Origin of the sequence: Actinomadura sp. GC306 (assembly GCF_004348665.1) — a bacterium.
Taxonomy (GTDB): Bacteria; Actinomycetota; Actinomycetes; order Streptosporangiales; family Streptosporangiaceae; genus Spirillospora.
Window position 1 is genome coordinate 21,530 of sequence record NZ_SMKM01000013.1, and the last position, 19,638, is coordinate 41,167.

Below are 19,638 nucleotides of genomic sequence, written 5' to 3' on the forward strand. Positions count from 1 at the left end.
TTCGATTGGTCGTGACTTGTCCGGGACGGAAGGCGGGTGCCATGGAGGCTCTGCGGCCCGGCGACCCACGGCGCGTCGGCGGGCACCGCCTGCTGGGCAGGCTCGGCGCCGGGGGCATGGGCATGGTGTACCTGGGGCGCTCGCCCGGCGGGATGCTGGTCGCGGTCAAAGTCGTCCACCCGCACCTGGTCGAGGACCCCGACTTCCGGGCGCGGTTCCGCCGGGAGGCCGCCGCGGCGCGGGCCGTCAGCGGCGCGTTCACCGCGCCCGTCGTGGACGCCGACCCCGAGGCCGCGCTGCCCTGGCTCGCCACCGCCTACCTGCCGGGCGTCCCACTGGACCAGGCCGTCCCGCTGCCGGTGCCGGCCGTCCTCGCGCTGGGCGCGGGGCTCGCCGAGGCGCTCGTGTCGATCCACCGCGCGGGGGTCGTGCACCGCGACCTCAAGCCGTCCAACGTCATCCTGGCGCCCGACGGGCCGCGGGTGATCGACTTCGGCATCGCGCACGCCGCGGACGCCGCCGCCGTGACCCGGACGGGCTCCGCCGTCGGATCGCCCGGCTTCATCGCCCCCGAGCAGGCCCGGGGCGCGCCGACCGGGCCGGCCGCCGACGTGTTCTCGCTCGGCGCGGTCCTGGTCTTCGCCGCGACCGGTGCGAGCCCGTACGGGCACGGGCCGCCGCACGTGCTCATCTACCGGGCCGTCCACGAGCGGCCGCGGCTCGGCGGCGTCACCGACCTGGCGCTGCGGGCCGTCGCCGAGTCGTGCCTGGACCCGGACCCGGCCCGCCGCCCGAGCCCCGGGGAGCTGCTGCGCGCGCTCGCCCCACACGTGCCGCCGAGCGGCGACCTGCACGGCGTCGGCTGGCTGCCCGCCGCCCTGGGCGAGCGCATCGCCCAGGCGGGCACCGACATCCCGGAGCCGCCGCCGACCGGGATCGCGACGGTCGCGGCGCCGGGCCGCCGCCGCTTCCTCGTCGTGGGCGGTGCCGCCGCGGCCGTCGCGCTCGGTACCGGGGGAATCGCGGCGCTGGTGCGGACGATGGGCGGCGATCCCCCCGCCGGTCCCGCCGCGCGGACCCCCGCGGCGTCGCCCGCCGCGTCCGCCGCGCCTCCGCCGATGCGGGACGGCAAGGTCCTGTGGCGGCGTCCGTCCGGCGACACCTACCTCGTCTCCGCTCCCGCGGTCGCCACAGGGGCCGTGTTCGTGGGCAGCGAGAAGGGGAACCTGCTGGCGTTCGACGCCAGGACCGGCCGGCCGCGGTGGACGTACAAGGCCGCGCAGCGGATCACCACGGGCCCGGCCACCGCGGCGGGCATCGTGTACGTGCTCTCCCAGGACGGCGTCCTGCACGCGGTCGACGCCCGCACCGGCCGCCTGAAATGGCAGCGAACGGTCGGAGACACCCAGGCGGACCCCATCGCCGCGGGCGGCCTCGTCTACTCCGGCGGCGCGGCCGGCCACGCGCTCGATGCGGCCGGCGGAGCGGTCCGCTGGCGGGGGAGCGCCGCCGCCCGGACCCCGGCCGCGACGGACGGCACCGTCTACGTCCCCGGCGAGAAGCGGCTCGTCGCCCACGACGCGGCCACCGGCCGGACCCGCTGGACCTACCCCTCGCCCAAGGGCGTCCAGGACACGGCGGCGGCGCACGGCCTCGTCTGCTTCGCCGACTTCCAGGGCGAGCAGGTCCACGCCGTCGATGCTCGCACCGGCAGGCGCCGCTGGACGTTCGACATCGGCGAGACCGCCACGTCCCGGCCCGTGATCACCCGGGAGGCGGTGTTCGCCGCCGACTACGGCGGCAAGGTGTCCGCCCTCGACCCGGCGACCGGGACCATGCGGTGGCAGGTGCAGCTCGAAGGCCAGATCCAGGAGAACCCCGTCGTGGCCGGCGGGGTGCTGTACGTCCCGAGCGGGGCCTACTCCAACGGCGGCGTGTACGCGCTGGACGCCGCCACCGGCCGCAAGGTGTGGCGGTTCCAGGTCGACGAGGGCGTCGAGTCGAGCCCGGCCGTCGCCGGCGGGATCGTCTACACCGGCTGCAAGGACGGCTACCTGTACGCCCTCGACGCACGCGGTGGCTCGGGCACCGCGACCGGCTGAGAACGGAGCACCGATGTCCGCGACACGTCCGGGAGACCCGCGGGAGGTCGGGCCGTACCGCATCGTCGGGAGGCTCGGCGCGGGCGGCATGGGCCAGGTCTTCCTCGGCCGCTCGCCCGCCGGCCGCACGGTCGCCATCAAGGTCATCCATCCGGCCATGGCGGACGACGGCGACTTCCGGGCGCGGTTCCGGCGCGAGATCACCGCGGCCCGCGCCGTCGGCGGCGTCTACACCGCGCCGGTGGTCGACGCCGACCCCGACGCGTCGCCGCCCTGGTTCGCGACGACGTACCTGCGCGGCATGTCCCTGCAGGAGGCCGTCGCGACGCACGGGCCGCTGCCGCCGCCCGCGGTGCGGGCGCTCGGCGCCGGGCTCGCCGAGGCGCTGCGCTCCGTCCACGCCGCCGGGATCGTGCACCGCGACCTGAAGCCGTCCAACGTGATGCTCACGCCCGAGGGGCCGCGCGTCATCGACTTCGGCATCGCCCGACCGAGTGAGGCCACGACCATCACCCGGACCGGCGCGACCCTCGGCACCCCGGCCTACATGTCCCCGGAGCAGGCGGCCGGCCTGCCCGCCGGCCCGCCGAGCGACGTCTTCTCGTTCGGCTCGGTGCTGACCTACGCCGCCACCGGCACCGGGCCGTTCGGGGTGGGCGCGCTGCACGAGATGGTCTACCGCGTCATGCACCTGCCGCCCTACCTGGACGCCGTGCCCGACCTCGGGCTGCGCGCCCTGATCGCGGCGTGCATGGACAAGGACCCGGACCGCCGTCCCGGCACCGACCGGCTGCTGGCGGAGCTGTCCGCCGACCCCGCCGCCGCCCCGCAGGGCGTGCGCTGGCTCCCGCCGCCCGTCGCGCACGACGTCGCGCGGCGGGGGGAGACGGCCGTCCCCGGCGGGCCGAGCCGCCGCCGGCTCCTCGCCATCGGCGCGGCCGGGGTCGCCTTCACCGCGCTGGCCGCGGGCGGCACCGGCGCCGCCTTCCTCCTGCGCCGCGAAGCCGGCGACCCCGTCCGCTGGACGTTCGCGCTGCCCGACGGGATGTACGTCCAGGCACGGCTGGTCGCGCACGACGGCACCGTGTACGTGTTCGGCTCCGCCGGACTGTCCGGCACGACGTTCGCTCTCGACGCCCGGACCGGTAGGCAGAAGTGGCGCGGGAGCTTCACGGCCGGCCGCGGCTCGGCGGCGGAACTGCGCGACGGCAGGGGCTTCGTGTGCGAGTCGCCCGGCGACCGGCTGACCGGGTTCGAGCTGGCGACGGGCAAGGCCCTGTGGACCGAGGAGCTCCGCACGTTCGGGCTCGCGCCCGCCCCGGTCGCGGGCTCCGGCGTCGTCTGCCTCCCCGGCAGCGCCGCGACCGGCGAGTACGGCCTGTACGGGTTCGACGCGGCGAGCGGCCGCCGCCGCTGGCGGTACAGCACGGACGACCTGGAGATGAGCCGGGCGGTGCTGGCGGGGGACACGTGCTACATCGGCACGCGGGACGGCTTCGTCTACGGCATCGACGCAGGCACCGGCAACGCCCGCTGGCAGCGGCGGACGGGCGCGCCCGCCACCACGGACCCGATGGCGGCGGGCGACGTGCTGGCGGTCCTCGTCGGGAACGGCTCCCTGCTCGGCCTGGACGCGGCCACCGGGCGGCAGCGGTGGCGCACCGACCTCGGGGACGACGCGGCGACCGGCGCGACCGGCGCGACCGGCGCGACCGGCGCGACCGGCGCGCCCGGCGGGCTGCCGGCGGGCGTCGTCGGCGGCCTCGCCTTCATCACCGGCCTGAACGGCACCCTGTACGCCATCGAACCGGGGACCGGGCGCCTCCGGTGGAAGCGGCCCGGCCGGGGCGCCACCGGACCGCGCGGGTTGCGCATGCACTCGATCCCGTCCGTGGGCGGCGGGCTGGCCGTGACCACCGACGACAAGGGACTCCTCACCGCCCTTGACCTCGCCACCGGCGAACCCCGCTGGGAACGCGACGTCGACAAGGGCCTCGGCGAACGGCCGCTGATCTCCGGCTCGCTGGTGTACTACGGCGCGGTCGGCGGCATGTCCGTCTTCGACCTGGCGACCGGCCGCCTCCGCCACCGGTTCGAGTTCGAGGACGTCCAGCGCGCGGTGGGCTCGACGCAGCACTACACCGAGGCGGGCGGCACGGTGTACTGCGTCGTGGACAACGCCGTCGTCCAGGCGATCCGCCTCACCACATGACGCGGGCCTGGCGACCTGGGCCCCGGACGCCGTCCAGGCCCGGGAGCGGGCACCGGGCCTGGAGCGAACCGGCCGGGCTCCCCGGCCGGGCGGGCGGCCGTCACGCGTAGGAGCGGATGACGGCGACGGGGCCGCGGGCGTGGTGGAGCACGCCGTGGCTCACCGATCCCAGCGGGACGACGCGCTCCCGGGAGCCGACGACGACCAGGGCGGCGTTCGCGGACGCGGTGGCCAGGGCGTCGACCGGGTGGCCGATGTAGACCTCCTCGCTCACCTTGACGTCCGGGTAGCGCTCCCGCCAGGGCGCGAGGACGGCGGCCAGGCGCTCGCGGGCGACCTCGGTCGCGTTCCGCTTGTCCACCCGCGCCTCGACGGCGAGCGGCGCGGGCCGCCGGACGTGCACCACGCGCAGCGGGGCCTCGCGGGCGGCGGCGGTGGCGAACGCGTGGTCGAGGACGGGGGCGGGGTCCTCGGCCAGGTCGACGCCGGCCACGATCTCGTCGGCCGTGATGTCGGCCCGCTCGCGGACGACGATCACCGGGCCGGGGTAGCCGCCGGTCAGCCGCAGGCCGGTGGACCCGAGCAGCAGCCCCGTGAAGCCGCCCCGGCCGCGATGGCCGACGACCACCGCCGCGGCCTCGCCGGCGAACCGCCGCAGGCCGCTCGGCACGGTCGTGTCCTGCACGACCTCGGTCTCGATGACGAGCCGCGGCTGCCGGCGCAGCGCGAGGGCTTCGGAGTCGCGCAGGATCCGCCCGCCCGACTCGGTGAGTTCCTCGACGATGCCGTCGGTCGTGCGGCCGGGGACGTCCAGCATGGCCGTCTCGACGACGTGCACGAGGCGCAGCGACCTGCCCGTCCGTGCCGCTTCGTCGGCGGCCCAGGCGACGGCGAGGTCGGAGGGCGCGGAGCCGTCGGCCCCGACGAGGATGGTTCTTCGTTCCGTTGCCATTTCCTCCTCCTTTATGGAGTGTGTACGGCGGGTGTCGGTGAAGTGAGGCGGCGGGGTTCGTCCGTACACTGATCCCGTCAATATGAGTATCCGTCGTATTTCCATTGGCGAATAGAGGCCATGGTCCTCTCCCCGGGCGCCATTGGTCCTTTTCTGTTGGGCGAGTGAAAGGCGGGGACGTAGTTGATCACTCTGCGTGGCGACCGGCCGGACGGTGCGGCGGTGCGGCGGCGGCCCGCGGCCGAACCTTTCGTGATCACTCCGTCCGGTCTTGATCACGATTGAGTTGCGGAACGGTACGCGTTTCTTGCCGCTATAGAACCCTTTTCATAGGTTCGTGCAAACGGGGGCAAAGATCCTTGTCAGGCCGTCGTCCGGCACGCTTGAGACCCGAGCGGCACGGGCACGGCCCCTATCTCCACGAGGAGACGCCATGTCCGAGGTCAAACGCCGCGACCTGCTGGCCGGAGCCGCGGCCTTCGCCGGATTCGCGACCGTCGGCCTGCTCCCCGGCACCGCCGCCGCCGCGACCCGGCAGCGCCCCGGCGCCGCGCTGCCGCCCTCCCTCTCCGTCGGCGACCGCGCCGTGGTCGCCCGGGTCGACGCGCGCCGGGCGCTGCGGCACCTCAGGGTGCTGAGCGACGAGATCGGCTGGCGGATCGCCGGCACCCGGTCCGAGCACCGCGCCGCCCGCTACATCGCCGGAGTCCTGCGCGGGTACGGCTACGACGTCGAGCTGCAGCCGTTCCCGGTCGCCGACAAGTACCTCGCGGAGATCCGCGCCCGCGGCGAGCGGCTCTGGCAGTGCAGCGCCGCGCCGCAGGGCGCCGTCGGCCCGGTGGACGGCAAGGTCGTCGACGCCGGCCGGGTCACCGAGGTCACCGGCGACGTGCGGGGCAGGCTGGTGCTGTTCGACCGCGTGCCGGGCCAGGAGACCCAGCAGGCCAAGGCCGCCGAGGCGGCGGGCGCCAAGGCGGCGCTCATCGTCAACGCGCGGTCGGAGACCTACCCGGAGCGCAAGCCCGGCTCGTTCACCCCGAACCTGGGGGAGCAGGTCGCGATCCCGGTGCTGGGCCTGGCCGAGTACCACGGCGAGCGGATCCGTGCGGGCGCCCGGCGGCTGTCCGTCGAGGTCACCCACCACTCGGGGCTGACCTCGTACAACGTCCTGGCCGAGCGGAAGGCCACGCTGCCCAACCCCGGCGGCAAGGCCGTCATCGTCAGCGCGCACTACGACAGCGTCCCCGGCTCGCCCGGCGCCAACGACGACGGCAGCGGGACGGTGCTGTGCCTGGAGCTGGCGCGCGTCCTGCGGCGGCTGCCCACCCAGCAGGCGATCCGCATCTGCCTGTGGGGCTCGGAAGAGTACGGCCTGATCGGCGCCCGGCACTACGTGCGGGAACTGGACGAGGCGGGCGTGGCGCAGATCACCGGCTGCTTCCAGAACGACATGGTCGCCACCAGCCACCCGCCGGCGGACACGTACTGGCTGCTGTCGGTGGACGGCGCCGACAACACCACCACGGCCGCGGTGAACGCCGCGGCGGGCCGGCTCGGCTACGCCGGGCAGGTCCAGGGCCCCACCGCCCGCGGCTCCAGCGACCACGAGGCGTTCTACGAGCGCGGCATCGCGGCGGGCAACTTCAGCTGGCGCGGCGGTGAGGCGCCCAGCCAGCTCGAACCGCTCTACCACACCCCCGAGGACACGATCGCGCAGAACATCAGCCTGAAGCGGCTCCAGGTCTCCCTGGAACTGATCGGCTGCGCCGCGTACGACGTGGCGCGCCGCAGGTAGCCGGACGCAAGGCGGCCGGAAAACGAACGTGCCCGCCGCTCCGGGGAGACCCCGGTGCGGCGGGCACGCCCGCAATGTCGCCGGTCAGGCGGGAACGATGTTCTCCGCCTGCAGGCCCTTCTGGCCCTGGGTGACGTCGAACGACACCTTCTGGCCCTCCTGGAGCTCACGGAAGCCCTGGGCGGCGATGTTCGAGTAGTGGGCGAAGACGTCGGCGCCGCCGCCGTCCTGCTCGATGAAGCCGAAGCCCTTTTCCGCGTTGAACCACTTGACGGTACCGGTGGCCATGTTCATTTCCTTCTGGGTCTATCCCGGCCGCACACCGTGCGCGACCGAAACGCCGCGATGGCCCCATCCGGAAGATCCAGAACAACAAAAAATGCGCCTGAGGTCAGATCCGACAGGCGCACAAGAATGTCTATGGGAACCGCAACTACTCGTCACGCTACCACATGCTCCGGGGCACGGACCGGGGCGTCTCGGGATTTTACCTCCGGGCCGGGTCACGCCCGCGGGGCGCGCGGCGGCTGGACCGGGAGGACGCCGGCGTCCGCGGGGTTCCGCGGGACGGCCGCGCGCCGGTCCTCGGCGAGCTGGACGAGGCGGGCGGCGGTGTCGGCGAACAGCAGCAGCTGCCGGGCGGTGGACGGGCTGCACGGCGCCGCCCCGGGCGGGCCGAGCGCGGCGAGCACCCCGCGGGTCGCCTCCCCGGTGTCCAGCGGCAGGATCAGGATCGGGCCGGCGGGCAGCGCGCTGAGGGTCTGGTCGGCGACGATCCGGGCCGACAGCGCCCGGTGGGAGCTGAACACGCGGCCGAGCATCGACCGTCCGCGCCGCACCGTCAGCCCGCGCACCCGCTCGGCGCCGGCCCCGACCGCGATCTCGACGCGCAGCATGAGGGGGTCCTCGGCGGGCAGGGCGATGAACGCCAGCGGCACCGCCGCCATGGCGCGGGCCTGCTCCGCCACCTGGGTCAGCAGGCCGTCGAGCGGGGTCCCGTCGCGGACCGCCGTCATCAGGTCGAACGAGGCCGCGAGGCGCCGGGCGTCCTCCGCGCCGCTGGGCGGCCCCCAGGCGCCGGGCCGCAGGCGGTCACCGGTCATGCCGCACCCCCGATCCCCGGCTCGGCACGGTGCTCGGTGAGGGGACGGGCCGCCGCATCGGCGGCGTCCGTCGGCGGGAGGGAGGGGCGAAGCGCTGGCGTCACGGCGGGGACCTGTCCGGCCCGGAAGCGAGCCGAGTGGCGAGAAACCAGGGAGACGCGGACCGGCCGCCCGCGATGAGAACTCCTGATCACCGCAAGTCTACGCGCCGGGCCGTTCACGCGGCGTGACGTAGACTGGTCGGCGCCGAGGGCACCCCGCGCGCCGGCCGTCCTGCCGCGCCGCCCCCGGCGGTATACGAACCGGTCCCGTACGGACCGAGAATGGGGCCCGTCCATGGCCCGTCGATCAGTTCAGCTCGCCTCCGCGGGCGCACCCCCCAAGACCACCCTCTCCGTGACCGCACCTCACGCCGCAGCCCCCCTCGACACCGCGCCTCTCGAAACCGCACCCCTCGAAACCGCGGCACCGCTCCGCCCGCGCATGCGCCTCGTCCCGAGCGGCACCGGCCGCGGGGTCCTGGACGGCGGCTGGTGGCCGCGGTCCCGCGACGCCGCCACCGAGCTCACCGAACTCCTGACCGCCCTGGCCGGACCGGACGGTGCTCCGGCCACCCGGGTCACCATCGACTTCTACGACTGGGACGAGATCCCCCTCCACATCACCGTCAAGGGACGCGAAGTCCGGGTGGGCTGGCTGGCCCACCTCGACCACGTCGTCGCGGTCACCCTCGGCCAGGCCGACCCGATCCTGCTCCTCGTCGTCCCGCCCGGCACGGCGCCCGCGTCGGCCGAGGCCGCGCTGGCCAGGTCCGCGGTCGAGACCGGGGACATGATGCCCCAGGAGATCCTGGCCTCCTGCGACGTCTCCACCAGGCGCGCCTGAGCCCCTGAGCCCGCCCCGCGGCGGGCGATGCGCGGCCCCCCGTCCCGTGCGGGGGGGCGCCGCATGTCCGCGGGCATACCGGGAACAACGCGGACAGCAGTCAGTGGACGTGCCTGTTCGATCGGAGAGCGAAGTGACCGCGTTCACCCAGCACAACGTCGACGACGACCCGGGGCCGGGGCCGCGGATCGCCCGATGCCGGCTGCCGGGCGGGCGGGCCGCGACCGGCCAGATCCGCCGGACGGTCCACGGCGCCCTGCGGGGGTGGGGCCTCGGCCCCTTGGCCGGTGACCTCACCGACCAGCTGACGGCCCTCGTCCAGGAGCTCCTCGCCCGCACCGCCTCGCGGCCGCGCGGCCCCATCGACCTGCGCCTGGAGTTGCGGGCGTCCGCGCGGCTCCTGCTGGGCGAGATCCACCACGCCGCCCCGGACCCCGCGCCGGAGTCGCCCGGCCGCGGCATCGTGGCCCTCACCTACGGCCGCCGCCCGGCGCGCGACGGCGTCCGGTACGTCCACTCCTTCACCTGGTGGCACCAGGACGCCCTCACCGCCGACCACTGACCCGCCCTCCGGCGGGACGGCCGTGCGCCGGCGCCCTCCCGGCTCCCGGGCGGCCCGTTCTACATGGGGTCGCCGACCCAGCGCCAGCCGTCGCCGTCGTACCGCGCCCGGACGAGCCGCGGGCCGGCGCCGTCCAGCTCGCCGATGGTCTTGATCAGCCGCCGGTGGAAGTCGTCGGGCGGGCGCGGCTCGGCGGAGCCCTCCAGGAGGGTGACGCTGACCCGTGCCTCGTCGCGGAGCTGCGCCGTCAGCCGTCCGGTCTCGTCGAGACGGAGCACCACGATCATGTCGGCGCGGACCAGGTCCTGGCCCCCGCCGGCCTCGATCCAGACCTCGGGGACCGCCCCGTCCATGGCTCTCATCTCCTCGCGTCCGGTCGGGATACACGGCGTGGCGGGTTCGTCCTGCCCGTGCCGCGGCACCGGAAACCCGCGCCGCCCGCACCAGTAATGAACATTTCCGGTTGACTTAGTAGGGAATTGCGTCCATGATGGGTCGCATGCACTCGGGGTTCTCTCTGTGGAAGCGGCCGCACGTCGACCTGGGCCGGCTGTCGAGCGGCCTGTGTCGCCGTGCGGCGTCCCGGCGACGCACGACGCGCGACCCACAGGACACAGGGAGAGGAACGACGGATGGCGAGCACGATCGCCCCGGTGCGGGACACGGCGGCCGCGGCGCTGGCCGCGGCCGTGACGGAACTGGCCGCGAGCCCGGACGCCTGGCTGCCGCGGGTGCGGCTGAGCCCGGCCGGCCGCTGGTACGAACGGCTGCACCACGACGGTGACCAGGAGATCTGGCTGATCAGCTGGCTGCCCGGCCAGACCACCGGGCTGCACGACCACGGCGGCTCGCGCGGCGCGTTCGCGGTGGCGCTGGGCGGCCTCCAGGAGCGCGACCTCGGCGCCGTGCGGGACGTCGGCCCGGGGACGGTCCGCACGTTCGGCGCCGACTACGTCCACGAGGTGCGCAACGCCTCGGCCGCCCCGGCGGTCAGCGTGCACGCCTACTCCCCGCCGCTGTCCACCATGAACCGCTACGACCTGGCCGGCGGCCGGCTCGTGCGGCTCGCGACCGAGGACGCGGGCCAGTGGTGACGCCGCCGCCCGCGCGGCTCGTCACGCTGGTCGGCAATCCCCGGCCGCGGTCGCGGACCCGCGCCGTCGCCGTCCTGGCCGCCGAGGCCCTCACCGGACGGCTCGGCTCCGCCGCCGGCCGCGAGATCGTCGACCTGTCGGCCCTCGCGGCGGGGCTCGGCTCGGCCGCCGCCCCCGCCGCGCTGCAGGCGGCGGAGCGGACGGTCCAGGACGCCGACGTCCTGGTGGTGGCCAGCCCGACCTACAAGGGCACCTACACCGGCCTGCTGAAGACCTTCCTTGACCGCCTCCCCGGCGGGGCACTGGCCTCGGCCGTCGCCCTGCCGCTGATGGTCCTGGGCGACGCCCGCCACGCGCTGGCCGTCGAGGTCCACCTGCGCCCGCTGCTGACGGAGCTCGGCGCCTTCGTCCCGACCCCCGGCGCCGTCGTCCCGGAGAACCGGATCGAGCAGGCCGGCGAGCTCCTGGACGCCTGGGCCGCCCAGGTCGCCCCCCAGGTGGCCGGGCTGCTCGCCGCCAGGACCGCCCTCACCTCCTGACCGGTCCACACCCCCCGACCGTCTTCCTCTTTCCCTCGAAGGGACCAGGAGTCCCCATGTCCACGACCTCCGTAGACCTCGCGCGCCCCGCGTCCGGTGCGCGCCCCCGCCTGCCCGCCCTCCCGCGGCTCCGCGTCGGGCCGCGCGTCCTCAGCCCGCTGGCGCTGCTGGCCCTGTGGCAGCTCGCGAGCAGCGCGGGCGTCCTGCCCGAGCGGCTGCTGGCGTCCCCCGCGACGGTCGCCGCCACCGCGGTGACCCTGACCGCCGACGGGACGCTCGGCGCCGCCGTCGCCGTCTCCCTGCAGCGCGCGGTCATCGGCTTCCTCATCGGGGCCGCCGCCGGGCTCGCGCTGGCCCTGCTCGCCGGACTGAGCCGCCCGGGGGAGCACGTCCTCGACCCCCCGATGCAGATGCTGCGCGCGCTGCCGCTGTTCGGGCTGATCCCGCTGTTCATCCTCTGGTTCGGCATCGGCGAGACGCCCAAGGTCGTCCTCGTCGCGTTCGGCGTGCTCTTCCCGATCTACCTCAACACCTACTCCGGCATCCGCGGCGTGGACGCCCGGCTCGCCGAGCTCGGGCAGGTCCTGCGGCTCGGCCGGACCGCGCTGATCCGGCACATCGTGCTGCCCGGCGCGCTGCCGCAGACGCTCGTCGGCCTGCGGCAGAGCCTCGGCGTCGCCTGGCTGGCGCTGATCGTCGCCGAGCAGATCAACGCGAGCTCGGGCCTCGGCTTCCTGATCAACGACGCCCGCGAGTTCCTGCGCATCGACGTCGTCGTGCTCGGCCTGCTCGTCTACGCGGTGCTCGGCCTCGCCACCGACGCGCTGGTGCGGCTGCTCGAAAGGAGGGCGCTGTCATGGCGACGCGGACTGCTCGGGACGTGACCGAGACCCCCGAAACCGGCACCGAAGCGGGCATCGAGACAGGCATCGAGAAGGGCACCGGCCCGGTGGCCCGCATCCGCGGGCTGGGCAAGCGGTTCGGGTCCCGGGCCGTCCTCGACGGAGTCGACCTGGACATCGAGCGCGGCGAGTTCGTCGCCCTCCTCGGCCGCAGCGGGTCGGGCAAGTCCACGCTGCTGCGCGTCCTCGCCGGGCTCGACCGCGGCTCCACCGGCGAGCTGCGGGTGGACGGCGCGGTCGCGGTCGCCTTCCAGGAACCGCGCCTCGTGCCGTGGAAGCGGGTGCTGGACAACGTCACGCTCGGCCTGCGCGTCCCCGACCCGGTCGCCGCCGCCGGCAAGGCGCTGGCGGAGGTCGCGCTCACCGGCCGCCGGGACGCATGGCCCCTCACCCTGTCCGGCGGCGAGGCACAGCGGGTCTCCCTGGCCCGCGCCCTCGTCCGCAACCCCGACCTGCTGCTGCTGGACGAGCCGTTCAGCGCGCTCGACGCCCTGACCCGCATCAACATCCACCGGCTCGTCCTGGACCTGTGGGCCCGGCACCGGCCCGGCGTCCTGCTCGTCACCCACGACGTGGACGAGGCGCTGCTCCTCGCCGACCGCGTCCTGGTCCTGGACGAGGGCCGGATCGCCCACCAGTCCGCGGTCGAACTGCCGCGGCCCCGCCGCCGCGACGACCCCGAGCTCACCGCGCTGCGCGGCACGCTCCTCGCCCGCCTGGGCGTCACCCCCGAAGAAGGATCGATATGACCAGACGCCTCGGCGCCGTACTGCTGCTGACCGCGCTGCTCGCGGCGGTGACGTCCTGCTCCTCCGGCGGGACGGAGTCCGAGCCCGGGAAGGTGGTGCTGCGCGTCGGCGACCAGAAGGGCGCCGGCATCCAGGAGATGATGACCGCGGCCGGGCAGCTCGACGGCCTCACCTACAAGATCGAGTGGTCGATGTTCACCTCCGGCCCGCCGGTCCTCGAAGGCGTCAACGCCGGCGCCGTCGACTTCGGCTCGGTCGGCAACACCCCGCCGGTGTTCGCGGCGGCGTCCAAGGCGCGGATCGTCATCGTGGGCGCCACCGAGTCCCGCCTGACCGGGCAGGCGATCGTGGTCCCCAAGGGGTCCGCGCTCCGCTCGCCGGCCGAGCTGAAGGGCAAGAAGGTCGCCGTCGCCAAGGGCAGCTCGGCGAACTACCACCTGCTGTCCGTCCTCAAGAAGCACGGGCTGGGGTTCGACGACATCGAGGCCCAGTACCTCCAGCCCGCCGACGCCCTCACCGCCGTCACCGGCGGCCGGGTGGACGCCTGGGCGACCTGGGAGCCGTACACCGCCCAGGCGGAGATCCAGAACGGCGCCCGCATCCTGGCCGACGGCCGCGGCTACACCAACGGCTACGGCTTCCAGGTCACCTCGGAGGAGACCCTGGAGGACGAGCACCGGACCGCCGCGCTCAAGGACTTCCTCGCCCGCTACCAGCGGGCCATCCAGTGGTCCAACACGAACCCCAAGGAATGGGCGGGCATCTGGGCGAAGCAGACCCGGCTTCCCGCCCCGGTGGCCGAGCGCGCCGTCGACCGCCGCCTCGCCGACATCATCCCCATCGACGACTCGGTGATCGCCGCCGAGCAGGAGATCGCCGACTCCTTCTCCGCCGTCGGCCTGATCCCCGGCAAGGTCGCGATCTCCGGCTTCTTCGACCGGCGCTTCAACGACCTCGCCACCGCGGCCAAGCAGAGGAAGTGACACCGATGACCCTGCGATTCCACTGGTTCCTGCCCACCACCGGCGACGGCCGGACCCTCGTCGGCGGCGGGCACAGCGTGCCCAAGGGCGTCGCGCTCCCCGCCGAAGCGCCCGGCACGGCCGACCGCTTCCGCGAACCCGGCATCGACTACCTCGCCCAGGTCGCGCGCACCGCCGAGCAGCTCGGGTTCGAGGCCGTCCTCACCCCCACGGGCACGTGGTGCGAGGACGCCTGGCTGGTGACGGCGGCGCTCATCCGCGAGACCAGCCGGCTGAAGTTCCTGGTCGCGTTCCGGCCCGGCCTGCTGTCCCCGACGCTCGCCGCGCAGATGGCCGCGACCTACCAGCGCGTCTCCGGCGGGCGGCTCGCGCTGAACGTCGTCACCGGCGGCGAGGCCGCCGAGCAGCGCCGCTTCGGCGACCACCTCGGCCACGACGAGCGGTACGCCCGCACCGACGAGTTCCTGTCGGTGGTGCGGGGCGCCTGGGGCGGGGAGCCGTTCGACTTCACCGGCGAGCACTACCGGGTGGAGGGCGCGACCGTGCGGCAGCCGCCCGCCCCCGTCCCGCCGGTCTACTTCGGCGGCTCGTCCGGCGCGGCGGGCCCGGTCGCGGCCCGGCACGCCGACGTCTACCTGACCTGGGGCGAGCCGCCCGCCCAGGTCGCCGCCAAGATCGCGCACGTCCGCGACCTGGCCGGGCGGGAGGGCCGCACGGTGCGGTTCGGCATCCGGCTGCACACGCTCAGCCGCGACACGTCCGAGCAGGCGTGGGCCGAGGCGGGCAGACTGCTGGACGGCCTCGACCCCGCCGCCGTCGCCCAGGCGCAGCAGGTCCTCGCCGCCAGCGAGTCGGTCGGCCAGCAGCGGATGCGCACCCTGCACCAGCGCTACCGGGACGGCTCGGCCACCGGCGTCCGCGACCTGGAGATCCACCCCAACCTGTGGGCGGGGGTCGGGCTCGTCCGCGGTGGCGCCGGCACCGCCCTGGTCGGCAGCCACGCCGAGGTCGCCGACCGGATCGAGGAGTACGCCGCGCTCGGCATCGAGGAGTTCATCCTCTCCGGCTACCCGCACATCGAGGAGGCGTACTGGTTCGGGGAGGGCGTCCTGCCCGAACTCCGCCGCCGCGGCCAGCTCCCGCGCCTGCGGGCCACGGGCTGAGGCGGCGCCATGACGATGCTGGACCTCGATCTCCGCCGCGTCTACGGCGCCCACCCCACCGGGGTCGCCGTCGTCGCGGGCCTGGTGGGCGGCGAGCCCGCCGGCCTCGCCGCGAGCTCCTTCGTCCCGGTCTCCCTGGACCCGCCGCTCGTGTCGGTGTGCGTGGCGCACACGTCCACGACCTGGCCGCGGCTGCGCACCCTGCCGCGGATCGGCCTCAGCGTGCTGGGCGCGCACCAGGAGGCCGCCGGGCGCCGCCTCGGCGCCCGGACGGGAGACCGCTTCGCGGGCGTCCCCTGGCGCTCGACCGCGAACGGCGGCGTGCTCGTCCCGGGCGCCGCGGCCTGGTACGAATGCGGCGTCGAACGGCACGTCCCGGCCGGAGACCACGACATCGTGCTCTTCCGCGTCCACGACCTGGACGCGGCCTCGGACGTCCCGCCGCTGGTCTACCACGCCGGCGGCTTCCACCGCCTCGCGCCCCCGGCGCCCACCCGGTGACCGCGCTCCCGGCCCGCCCGCCGCCGAAGGCGCGCGTCGGCGGGCGGGCCGGGCGGCGCCCAGCACCTCGCCGCCGCCCGGGGCCGGGCCGCCGGGGCCCGGTCATCCGTCGGCGAAGCCGGCGTCCGCCCCGCGGGCCTGCTCCTCGTCGGTCATGCGCATCCGGAAGAGGCGGTCGATGACCTTGCCGATGACGAAGGTGACGGCGAACGCGTAGAGGCCGACGGCGACCACGGCGACGAACTGCTTGCCCAGCACGGACGCCGGGCCGCCGTAGAACAGGCCCGCCGTTCCCACGTTCCAGCCCGTGGCCAGGAACCCGAGCGACAGGACGCCGACGATCCCGCCGGCGCCGTGGATGCCGGCGACGTCGAGCGTGTCGTCGTAGCCGGCGACGAGCTTCAGCTCCACCGCGTACGTGCACACCGCGGCGGCCAGGACCCCGATGAGGAGGGCGCCCTCGACGGCGACGAAGGCGCACGACGGGGTGATGGCCACGAGCCCCGCGAGCGCCCCGGACGTCGACCCGAGCCTGGTCAGATGCCGGAAGCGGAGCCATTCGATGAGCCGCCACGTCAGCATTCCCGAGCAGCCCGCGAGCATCGTGCTGACGAAGGCGCGGGTCGCGACCGCGCCGTCGGTCAGCGCCGAGCCGGCGTTGAACCCGAACCAGCCGAACCACAGCAGCCCGAGCCCGAGCATGACGAACGGGATGTTGTCCGGCCGCGGGCCCTCCCCGCGGCGGAACGCGACTCCCGGTCCCAGCACCAGTGCCATGGCCAGTCCCGAGATGCCGGAGTTCAACTCGACGACCAGGCCGCCGGCGAAGTCCATCACCCCCCACTTGTTGACCCATCCCGAGTCGGCGAACACCCAGTGCGCGACGGGGAGATAGACCAGCGTCACCCACGCGACCACGAAGAGGACCCACGGGCCGAACCGGGCGCGGCCGGCGATCGAGCCGCTGATCAGCGCGACGGTGATGATGGCGAACGTGAGCTGGAAGCAGGCGTAGATCTGCTCGGGGATGCGGCCCTGCAGGGCGTCGGGCGTGATGTTGCCGAACCGCCAGTCCCCCCAGCCGATCAGCCCGAGACCGCCGGCGTCCTTTCCGAACGCGATCCCGTAGCCGTAGAGGAACCACAGCACCGTGACCAGGCTGATGCTGATGAAGCTCATGTAGAGCATCGTCAGCATGTTCTTCGAGCGGACCATGCCGCCGTAGAAGTAGGCGAGCCCCGGCGTCATGAGCAGCACCATCGCGGTACTCACCATCATCCAGGCGGAATCGCCGGTATTCAGACCGCTCGGCATTTTCTGTCACCTATCGGGTTATATGCGCTGCCGAAGTGAGTGGAGAACCGCTCCTATGCTTCGCTCCCCGATCGCGCTGCAAACGCGATCTTTCGGGGTTTGACTGTTTGTTGGGGAATGCACGAATTTAGGGGGTGATGCCGGGGGAACGGGGGTCGGTGTCCCTTTCCGTGCAATGGGCGGAAGCGGCCGCCGGCCGCCGAACCGACCTCCGATGGGAGCATTCGTGCCGCCAGCGTCGCCGTCCGGGGAGTCGCGGACCGGGAGACCGGCTGCGGCTCCCCGGGTGAAGGACGCGGCGCTCACGATTCCCCGGGGCGTGGCACAGGTCGACTTCCAGTCCAACTACTGGACCGGGCTCATCTTCGTCATCGCCCTGTTCGCAGGCGGCTGGCAGTTCGGGGTCTTCGGGCTGCTCGGCACCGTCACGGCAACGCTGACCGCCCACCTGCTCGGGGTCACCTGGGACCGGGTCTCGATGGGGCTCGAAGGGTTCAACGGGACGCTCATCGGCATCGGCCTCGTCCTGTACCTCGGCGCGAGCTGGATGACGGCGGCCCTGGTCGTCGGCGGCGCGGTGGCGGGCGGCGTCCTCACCGCGGCCCTGAACACCGTGCTGAAGCCCTACGACCTGCCCACCTTCACCGCTCCGTTCTGCGTGGTCACGACCGTGGTGGTGATCGGGGCACCGGCCTTCGAGCGGGTGTGGGCCGGCCACCCCGACACGCCGCCGCCGTCGGCCGCGGACCCGGGCACGGCCCTGTCCTGGCACGAGTTCTGGCAGGGGTGGTTCAGCGGCATCGGCCAGGTGTTCTTCCAGGACGAGTGGTACGTCGGCCTGATCTTCCTGGCCGGGCTTGCGGTGGCGAGCCGCCTCGTCGCCGCGACGGCGCTCGCGGCGAGCCTGATCGGGCTGCTCGTCGGCTGGTGGTTCGGGGCGCAGGCCGCGGACCTCGGCGCCGGACTGTACGGCTACAACGCCGTGCTCACCGGCATCGCGCTGACCGGGACGTTCGTCGCGCTCTCCCGGGCCGGCGCCGCCTACGCGGCGGTCGGGGCGGCGACCGCGGCCGGCCTGACCGCCGGCCTCACCGTGCTGTTCGACGCGGTCGGCGGCCACACCCTGACCTGGCCGTTCGTGCTGGTCACCTGGGTGTTCCTGGCCGCCGTCCCCATTTTCTCCAGGATCCGGCGGGCGGCGTGACGACCGGCCCGCCGTGCCGAGTCCCGGCGGTACCGGGGCAGAGAGAGGACCACAGATGAACCTGTCACCACGCGAGATCGACAAGCTGCTCATCTTCGTCGTCGCGGAGATGGCGCAGAAGCGCAAGGACCGCGGCCTCAAGCTGAACCACGGGGAGACGGTGGCGCTGATCAGCTCCGCCATCGTGGAGGCGGCGCGGGACGGCAAGACCGTCGCCGACTGCATGGAGCTGGGCAAGCGGATCGTCGGCCCGGACGACGTCATGCCCGGGGTGCGGGGGATGCTGAACCTCATCCAGGTCGAGGCCGCGTTCGACGACGGGACCAAGCTGGTCTCCTGCCACGACCCCGTCGGCGGCGGCAAGTGACCGTACCTCCCGGCGGGCGCCGTGCGGTGCTCCCGGTCGGCGGGCACGAGTGCGCCGGCGCCGCCGGCGCGCACGGCCCCGGGCGGGAGCTGCGGACCGCGCTGCGGGACCGGCCGCGCGCCGTCGCGGTGCCGATGACGCTGGGCCGCGATCCCGGCCTCCCGGCCGCCGCGGCGCAGACGCTCGGCTGGGCGGCGCGCGACCGGATGCCCGGTGACCTGCTGCTCGCCGAGCCGCTCGGCACTCTGACGCACCTCGTCGGCTGGATCCGGGCGGCGGTGCTGCGCGTCCTGCGCGGAGGGTTCGACGGGGCGGTGCTGCTCGTGGCGCCCGCGGCGGACCCCGAGGCGGACGCGGAACTGTTCAAGGTGGCGCGACTCGTCTGGCGGTATCTGCCGGTGCGCTGGGTCGAGGTCGCGCTGGCCGGCGGGGAGCCGGAAGCGGCGGAGGGCGCCGAGCGCTGCCGCCGCCTGGGGGCCGGTGAGGTCGCGCTGGTGCCCGCGTCGCTCGTCCCGCCGCCGCCCGTCCCGGGGACGGTGCCGCCCGCGGGTCCGCTCCTCGGGCCGGCGGCGCTCGCGGCGCTGGTCCGCGCACGCGCGGCCGAGGCGGAACGGCGCTGGGAACGCGTCGGCGACGACGGCCTCGCCGCAGCCACGGACCACGCGCACGGCCACGGCCACGGCCACGGCCACGGCCACGGCCACGGCCACGGGCACGGGCACGGGCACGGCCATGAGCAGCCCCGTGGCGAAGAGCACGGGCGGCGCCGGCACGCCGCCCTTCCTGAAACGCGACAAGGACTGGAGGGGGCGACCGCACATGGCGGATGACGTCTACATCTTCGGAGACGGCGAGATCGAACTGAACGCGGGGCAGCGCAGGGAGACGCTGACCGTGCGCAACACCGGGGACCGGGCCGTCCAGGTCGGTTCGCACTTCCACTTCTTCGAGGTCAACCGGGCGCTGGGCTTCGACCGCGAGAAGGCGTTCGGGATGCGGCTCGACATCCCGTCCGGGACCGCCGTCCGCTTCGAGGCGGGCGACACCAAGGAGGTCGGCCTCGTCGAGTACGGCGGCGGCATGCGCATCGTCGGGTTCGGCGGCCTGCTCAACGGGAGCATCCGGTCCGGCTCGGCGCGCGAGGAGGCGGTCGCCCGGATGCACGCCCAGGGCTACCTCGACGAGCACGACGGCCGCCCGGACGGGTCGGG

General features: G+C 74.6%; 20 protein-coding genes and 1 pseudogene. 16 read left to right on the top strand and 5 right to left on the bottom strand.

Annotation, left to right across the window (positions count from 1 at the left end; all coding sequences use genetic code 11):
• Positions 1-41: 41 nt before the first annotated feature.
• Both E1200_RS03620 and E1200_RS03625 read left to right on the top strand, forming a co-directional pair.
• On the top strand, positions 42-2,102 hold the full coding sequence (locus tag E1200_RS03620) for a serine/threonine-protein kinase (RefSeq protein WP_131950331.1): 2,061 nt from the start codon (positions 42-44) through the stop codon (positions 2,100-2,102).
• Positions 2,103-2,115: 13 nt separating this feature from the next.
• The gene (locus tag E1200_RS03625; protein WP_131950332.1) at positions 2,116-4,314 is read left to right on the top strand and encodes a serine/threonine-protein kinase; all 2,199 of its coding nucleotides are present in this window, start codon (positions 2,116-2,118) and stop codon (positions 4,312-4,314) included.
• A gap of 100 nt (positions 4,315-4,414) precedes the next feature.
• Here the strand turns inward: E1200_RS03625 and E1200_RS03630 are convergent, their stop codons facing one another.
• Positions 4,415-5,266, bottom strand: a complete 852-nt coding sequence (locus tag E1200_RS03630; protein ID WP_165950185.1) for a universal stress protein — start codon at positions 5,264-5,266, stop codon at positions 4,415-4,417.
• Positions 5,267-5,699: 433 nt separating this feature from the next.
• On the opposite strand from E1200_RS03630, the gene E1200_RS03635 reads away from it, so the two are divergent.
• Positions 5,700-7,061, top strand: a complete 1,362-nt coding sequence (locus E1200_RS03635; RefSeq protein WP_131950334.1) for a M28 family peptidase — start codon at positions 5,700-5,702, stop codon at positions 7,059-7,061.
• An 84-nt stretch (positions 7,062-7,145) separates the two neighbouring features.
• Here E1200_RS03635 and E1200_RS03640 read toward each other — a convergent pair whose 3' ends face one another.
• Complete coding sequence (locus E1200_RS03640; RefSeq protein ID WP_067460243.1) at positions 7,146-7,349, bottom strand: cold-shock protein; 204 nt, start codon at positions 7,347-7,349, stop codon at positions 7,146-7,148.
• Between the two features lie 215 nt (positions 7,350-7,564).
• Positions 7,565-8,164, bottom strand: a complete 600-nt coding sequence (locus E1200_RS03645) for a GAF domain-containing protein (RefSeq protein ID WP_131950335.1) — start codon at positions 8,162-8,164, stop codon at positions 7,565-7,567.
• 396 nt (positions 8,165-8,560) lie between these two features.
• Between E1200_RS03645 and E1200_RS03650 the strand changes: the two genes are divergently transcribed.
• Together E1200_RS03650 and E1200_RS03655 are read left to right on the top strand one after the other, a co-directional pair.
• Positions 8,561-9,049 carry a DUF5994 family protein gene (locus E1200_RS03650; protein ID WP_131950336.1) on the top strand — a complete coding sequence of 163 codons (489 nt, stop codon included), beginning with the start codon at positions 8,561-8,563 and terminating at the stop codon, positions 9,047-9,049.
• 133 nt (positions 9,050-9,182) lie between these two features.
• The gene (locus E1200_RS03655; protein WP_131950337.1) at positions 9,183-9,611 is read left to right on the top strand and encodes a hypothetical protein; all 429 of its coding nucleotides are present in this window, start codon (positions 9,183-9,185) and stop codon (positions 9,609-9,611) included.
• Between the two features lie 59 nt (positions 9,612-9,670).
• On the opposite strand, the gene E1200_RS03660 is transcribed toward E1200_RS03655, so the two are convergent.
• Entirely contained in the window at positions 9,671-9,964 is a 294-nt protein-coding gene (locus E1200_RS03660; RefSeq protein ID WP_131950338.1) for a hypothetical protein, read from the bottom strand.
• A 279-nt stretch (positions 9,965-10,243) separates the two neighbouring features.
• Between E1200_RS03660 and E1200_RS03665 the strand changes: the two genes are divergently transcribed.
• Genes E1200_RS03665 through E1200_RS03695 form a run of 7 tightly spaced genes read left to right on the top strand, consistent with a single transcriptional unit; the run spans position 10,244 to position 15,542 of the window.
• Positions 10,244-10,705, top strand: coding sequence for a cysteine dioxygenase family protein (locus tag E1200_RS03665; RefSeq protein WP_131950339.1), 462 nt, complete (start codon positions 10,244-10,246; stop codon positions 10,703-10,705).
• Positions 10,702-11,244 carry an NAD(P)H-dependent oxidoreductase gene (locus E1200_RS03670; protein ID WP_207933146.1) on the top strand — a complete coding sequence of 181 codons (543 nt, stop codon included), beginning with the start codon at positions 10,702-10,704 and terminating at the stop codon, positions 11,242-11,244. Before E1200_RS03665 ends, E1200_RS03670 begins: the two co-directional genes overlap by 4 nt.
• A 56-nt stretch (positions 11,245-11,300) precedes the next feature.
• Positions 11,301-12,128: an ABC transporter permease gene (locus E1200_RS03675; protein ID WP_131950340.1), complete on the top strand. Its 828-nt coding sequence runs from the start codon at positions 11,301-11,303 to the stop codon at positions 12,126-12,128.
• Positions 12,101-12,895 (top strand): ABC transporter ATP-binding protein, encoded by a 795-nt coding sequence (locus E1200_RS03680; protein ID WP_131950341.1) that lies wholly within the window; start codon positions 12,101-12,103, stop codon positions 12,893-12,895. Before E1200_RS03675 ends, E1200_RS03680 begins: the two co-directional genes overlap by 28 nt.
• Entirely contained in the window at positions 12,892-13,878 is a 987-nt protein-coding gene (locus E1200_RS03685; protein ID WP_131950342.1) for an ABC transporter substrate-binding protein, read from the top strand. The genes E1200_RS03680 and E1200_RS03685 overlap by 4 nt, the downstream gene beginning before the upstream one ends.
• A gap of 5 nt (positions 13,879-13,883) precedes the next feature.
• Positions 13,884-15,041: an LLM class flavin-dependent oxidoreductase gene (locus E1200_RS03690; RefSeq protein WP_131950343.1), complete on the top strand. Its 1,158-nt coding sequence runs from the start codon at positions 13,884-13,886 to the stop codon at positions 15,039-15,041.
• 9 nt (positions 15,042-15,050) lie between these two features.
• Complete coding sequence (locus E1200_RS03695) at positions 15,051-15,542, top strand: flavin reductase family protein (protein WP_131950344.1); 492 nt, start codon at positions 15,051-15,053, stop codon at positions 15,540-15,542.
• 102 nt (positions 15,543-15,644) lie between these two features.
• On the opposite strand, the gene E1200_RS03700 is transcribed toward E1200_RS03695, so the two are convergent.
• Positions 15,645-16,856: an ammonium transporter gene (locus E1200_RS03700; protein ID WP_131950345.1), complete on the bottom strand. Its 1,212-nt coding sequence runs from the start codon at positions 16,854-16,856 to the stop codon at positions 15,645-15,647.
• Positions 16,857-17,142: 286 nt separating this feature from the next.
• On the opposite strand from E1200_RS03700, the gene E1200_RS03705 reads away from it, so the two are divergent.
• The 4 genes and pseudogenes from E1200_RS03705 to ureB form a co-directional block, all read left to right on the top strand.
• Positions 17,143-18,060 (top strand): urea transporter, encoded by a 918-nt coding sequence (locus E1200_RS03705; protein ID WP_279483749.1) that lies wholly within the window; start codon positions 17,143-17,145, stop codon positions 18,058-18,060.
• Between the two features lie 55 nt (positions 18,061-18,115).
• A complete protein-coding gene (locus E1200_RS03710; protein ID WP_131950347.1) occupies positions 18,116-18,427 on the top strand; it encodes an urease subunit gamma in 312 nt (103 codons plus the stop codon).
• On the top strand, positions 18,424-19,257 hold the full coding sequence (locus E1200_RS03715) for a cobalamin biosynthesis protein CbiX (protein WP_131950348.1): 834 nt from the start codon (positions 18,424-18,426) through the stop codon (positions 19,255-19,257). The genes E1200_RS03710 and E1200_RS03715 overlap by 4 nt, the downstream gene beginning before the upstream one ends.
• A pseudogene (ureB, locus tag E1200_RS35130) lies at positions 19,247-19,549 on the top strand (urease subunit beta); the annotation flags it as partial. The gene E1200_RS03715 and the pseudogene ureB, both read left to right, overlap by 11 nt.
• Positions 19,550-19,638: the final 89 nt, after the last annotated feature.

Coding starts and splice junctions, on each gene's coding strand:
- E1200_RS03665 (WP_131950339.1), top strand. CDS start 10,244: ATGGCGAGCACGATCGCCCCGGTGCGGGACACGGCGGCCGCGGCGCTG.
- E1200_RS03690 (WP_131950343.1), top strand. CDS start 13,884: ATGACCCTGCGATTCCACTGGTTCCTGCCCACCACCGGCGACGGCCGG.
- E1200_RS03680 (WP_131950341.1), top strand. CDS start 12,101: ATGGCGACGCGGACTGCTCGGGACGTGACCGAGACCCCCGAAACCGGC.
- E1200_RS03630 (WP_165950185.1), bottom strand. CDS start 5,266: ATGGCAACGGAACGAAGAACCATCCTCGTCGGGGCCGACGGCTCCGCG.
- E1200_RS03700 (WP_131950345.1), bottom strand. CDS start 16,856: ATGCCGAGCGGTCTGAATACCGGCGATTCCGCCTGGATGATGGTGAGT.
- E1200_RS03625 (WP_131950332.1), top strand. CDS start 2,116: ATGTCCGCGACACGTCCGGGAGACCCGCGGGAGGTCGGGCCGTACCGC.
- E1200_RS03710 (WP_131950347.1), top strand. CDS start 18,116: ATGAACCTGTCACCACGCGAGATCGACAAGCTGCTCATCTTCGTCGTC.
- E1200_RS03640 (WP_067460243.1), bottom strand. CDS start 7,349: ATGGCCACCGGTACCGTCAAGTGGTTCAACGCGGAAAAGGGCTTCGGC.
- E1200_RS03635 (WP_131950334.1), top strand. CDS start 5,700: ATGTCCGAGGTCAAACGCCGCGACCTGCTGGCCGGAGCCGCGGCCTTC.
- E1200_RS03695 (WP_131950344.1), top strand. CDS start 15,051: ATGACGATGCTGGACCTCGATCTCCGCCGCGTCTACGGCGCCCACCCC.
- E1200_RS03645 (WP_131950335.1), bottom strand. CDS start 8,164: ATGACCGGTGACCGCCTGCGGCCCGGCGCCTGGGGGCCGCCCAGCGGC.
- E1200_RS03685 (WP_131950342.1), top strand. CDS start 12,892: ATGACCAGACGCCTCGGCGCCGTACTGCTGCTGACCGCGCTGCTCGCG.
- E1200_RS03660 (WP_131950338.1), bottom strand. CDS start 9,964: ATGGACGGGGCGGTCCCCGAGGTCTGGATCGAGGCCGGCGGGGGCCAG.
- E1200_RS03620 (WP_131950331.1), top strand. CDS start 42: ATGGAGGCTCTGCGGCCCGGCGACCCACGGCGCGTCGGCGGGCACCGC.
- E1200_RS03675 (WP_131950340.1), top strand. CDS start 11,301: ATGTCCACGACCTCCGTAGACCTCGCGCGCCCCGCGTCCGGTGCGCGC.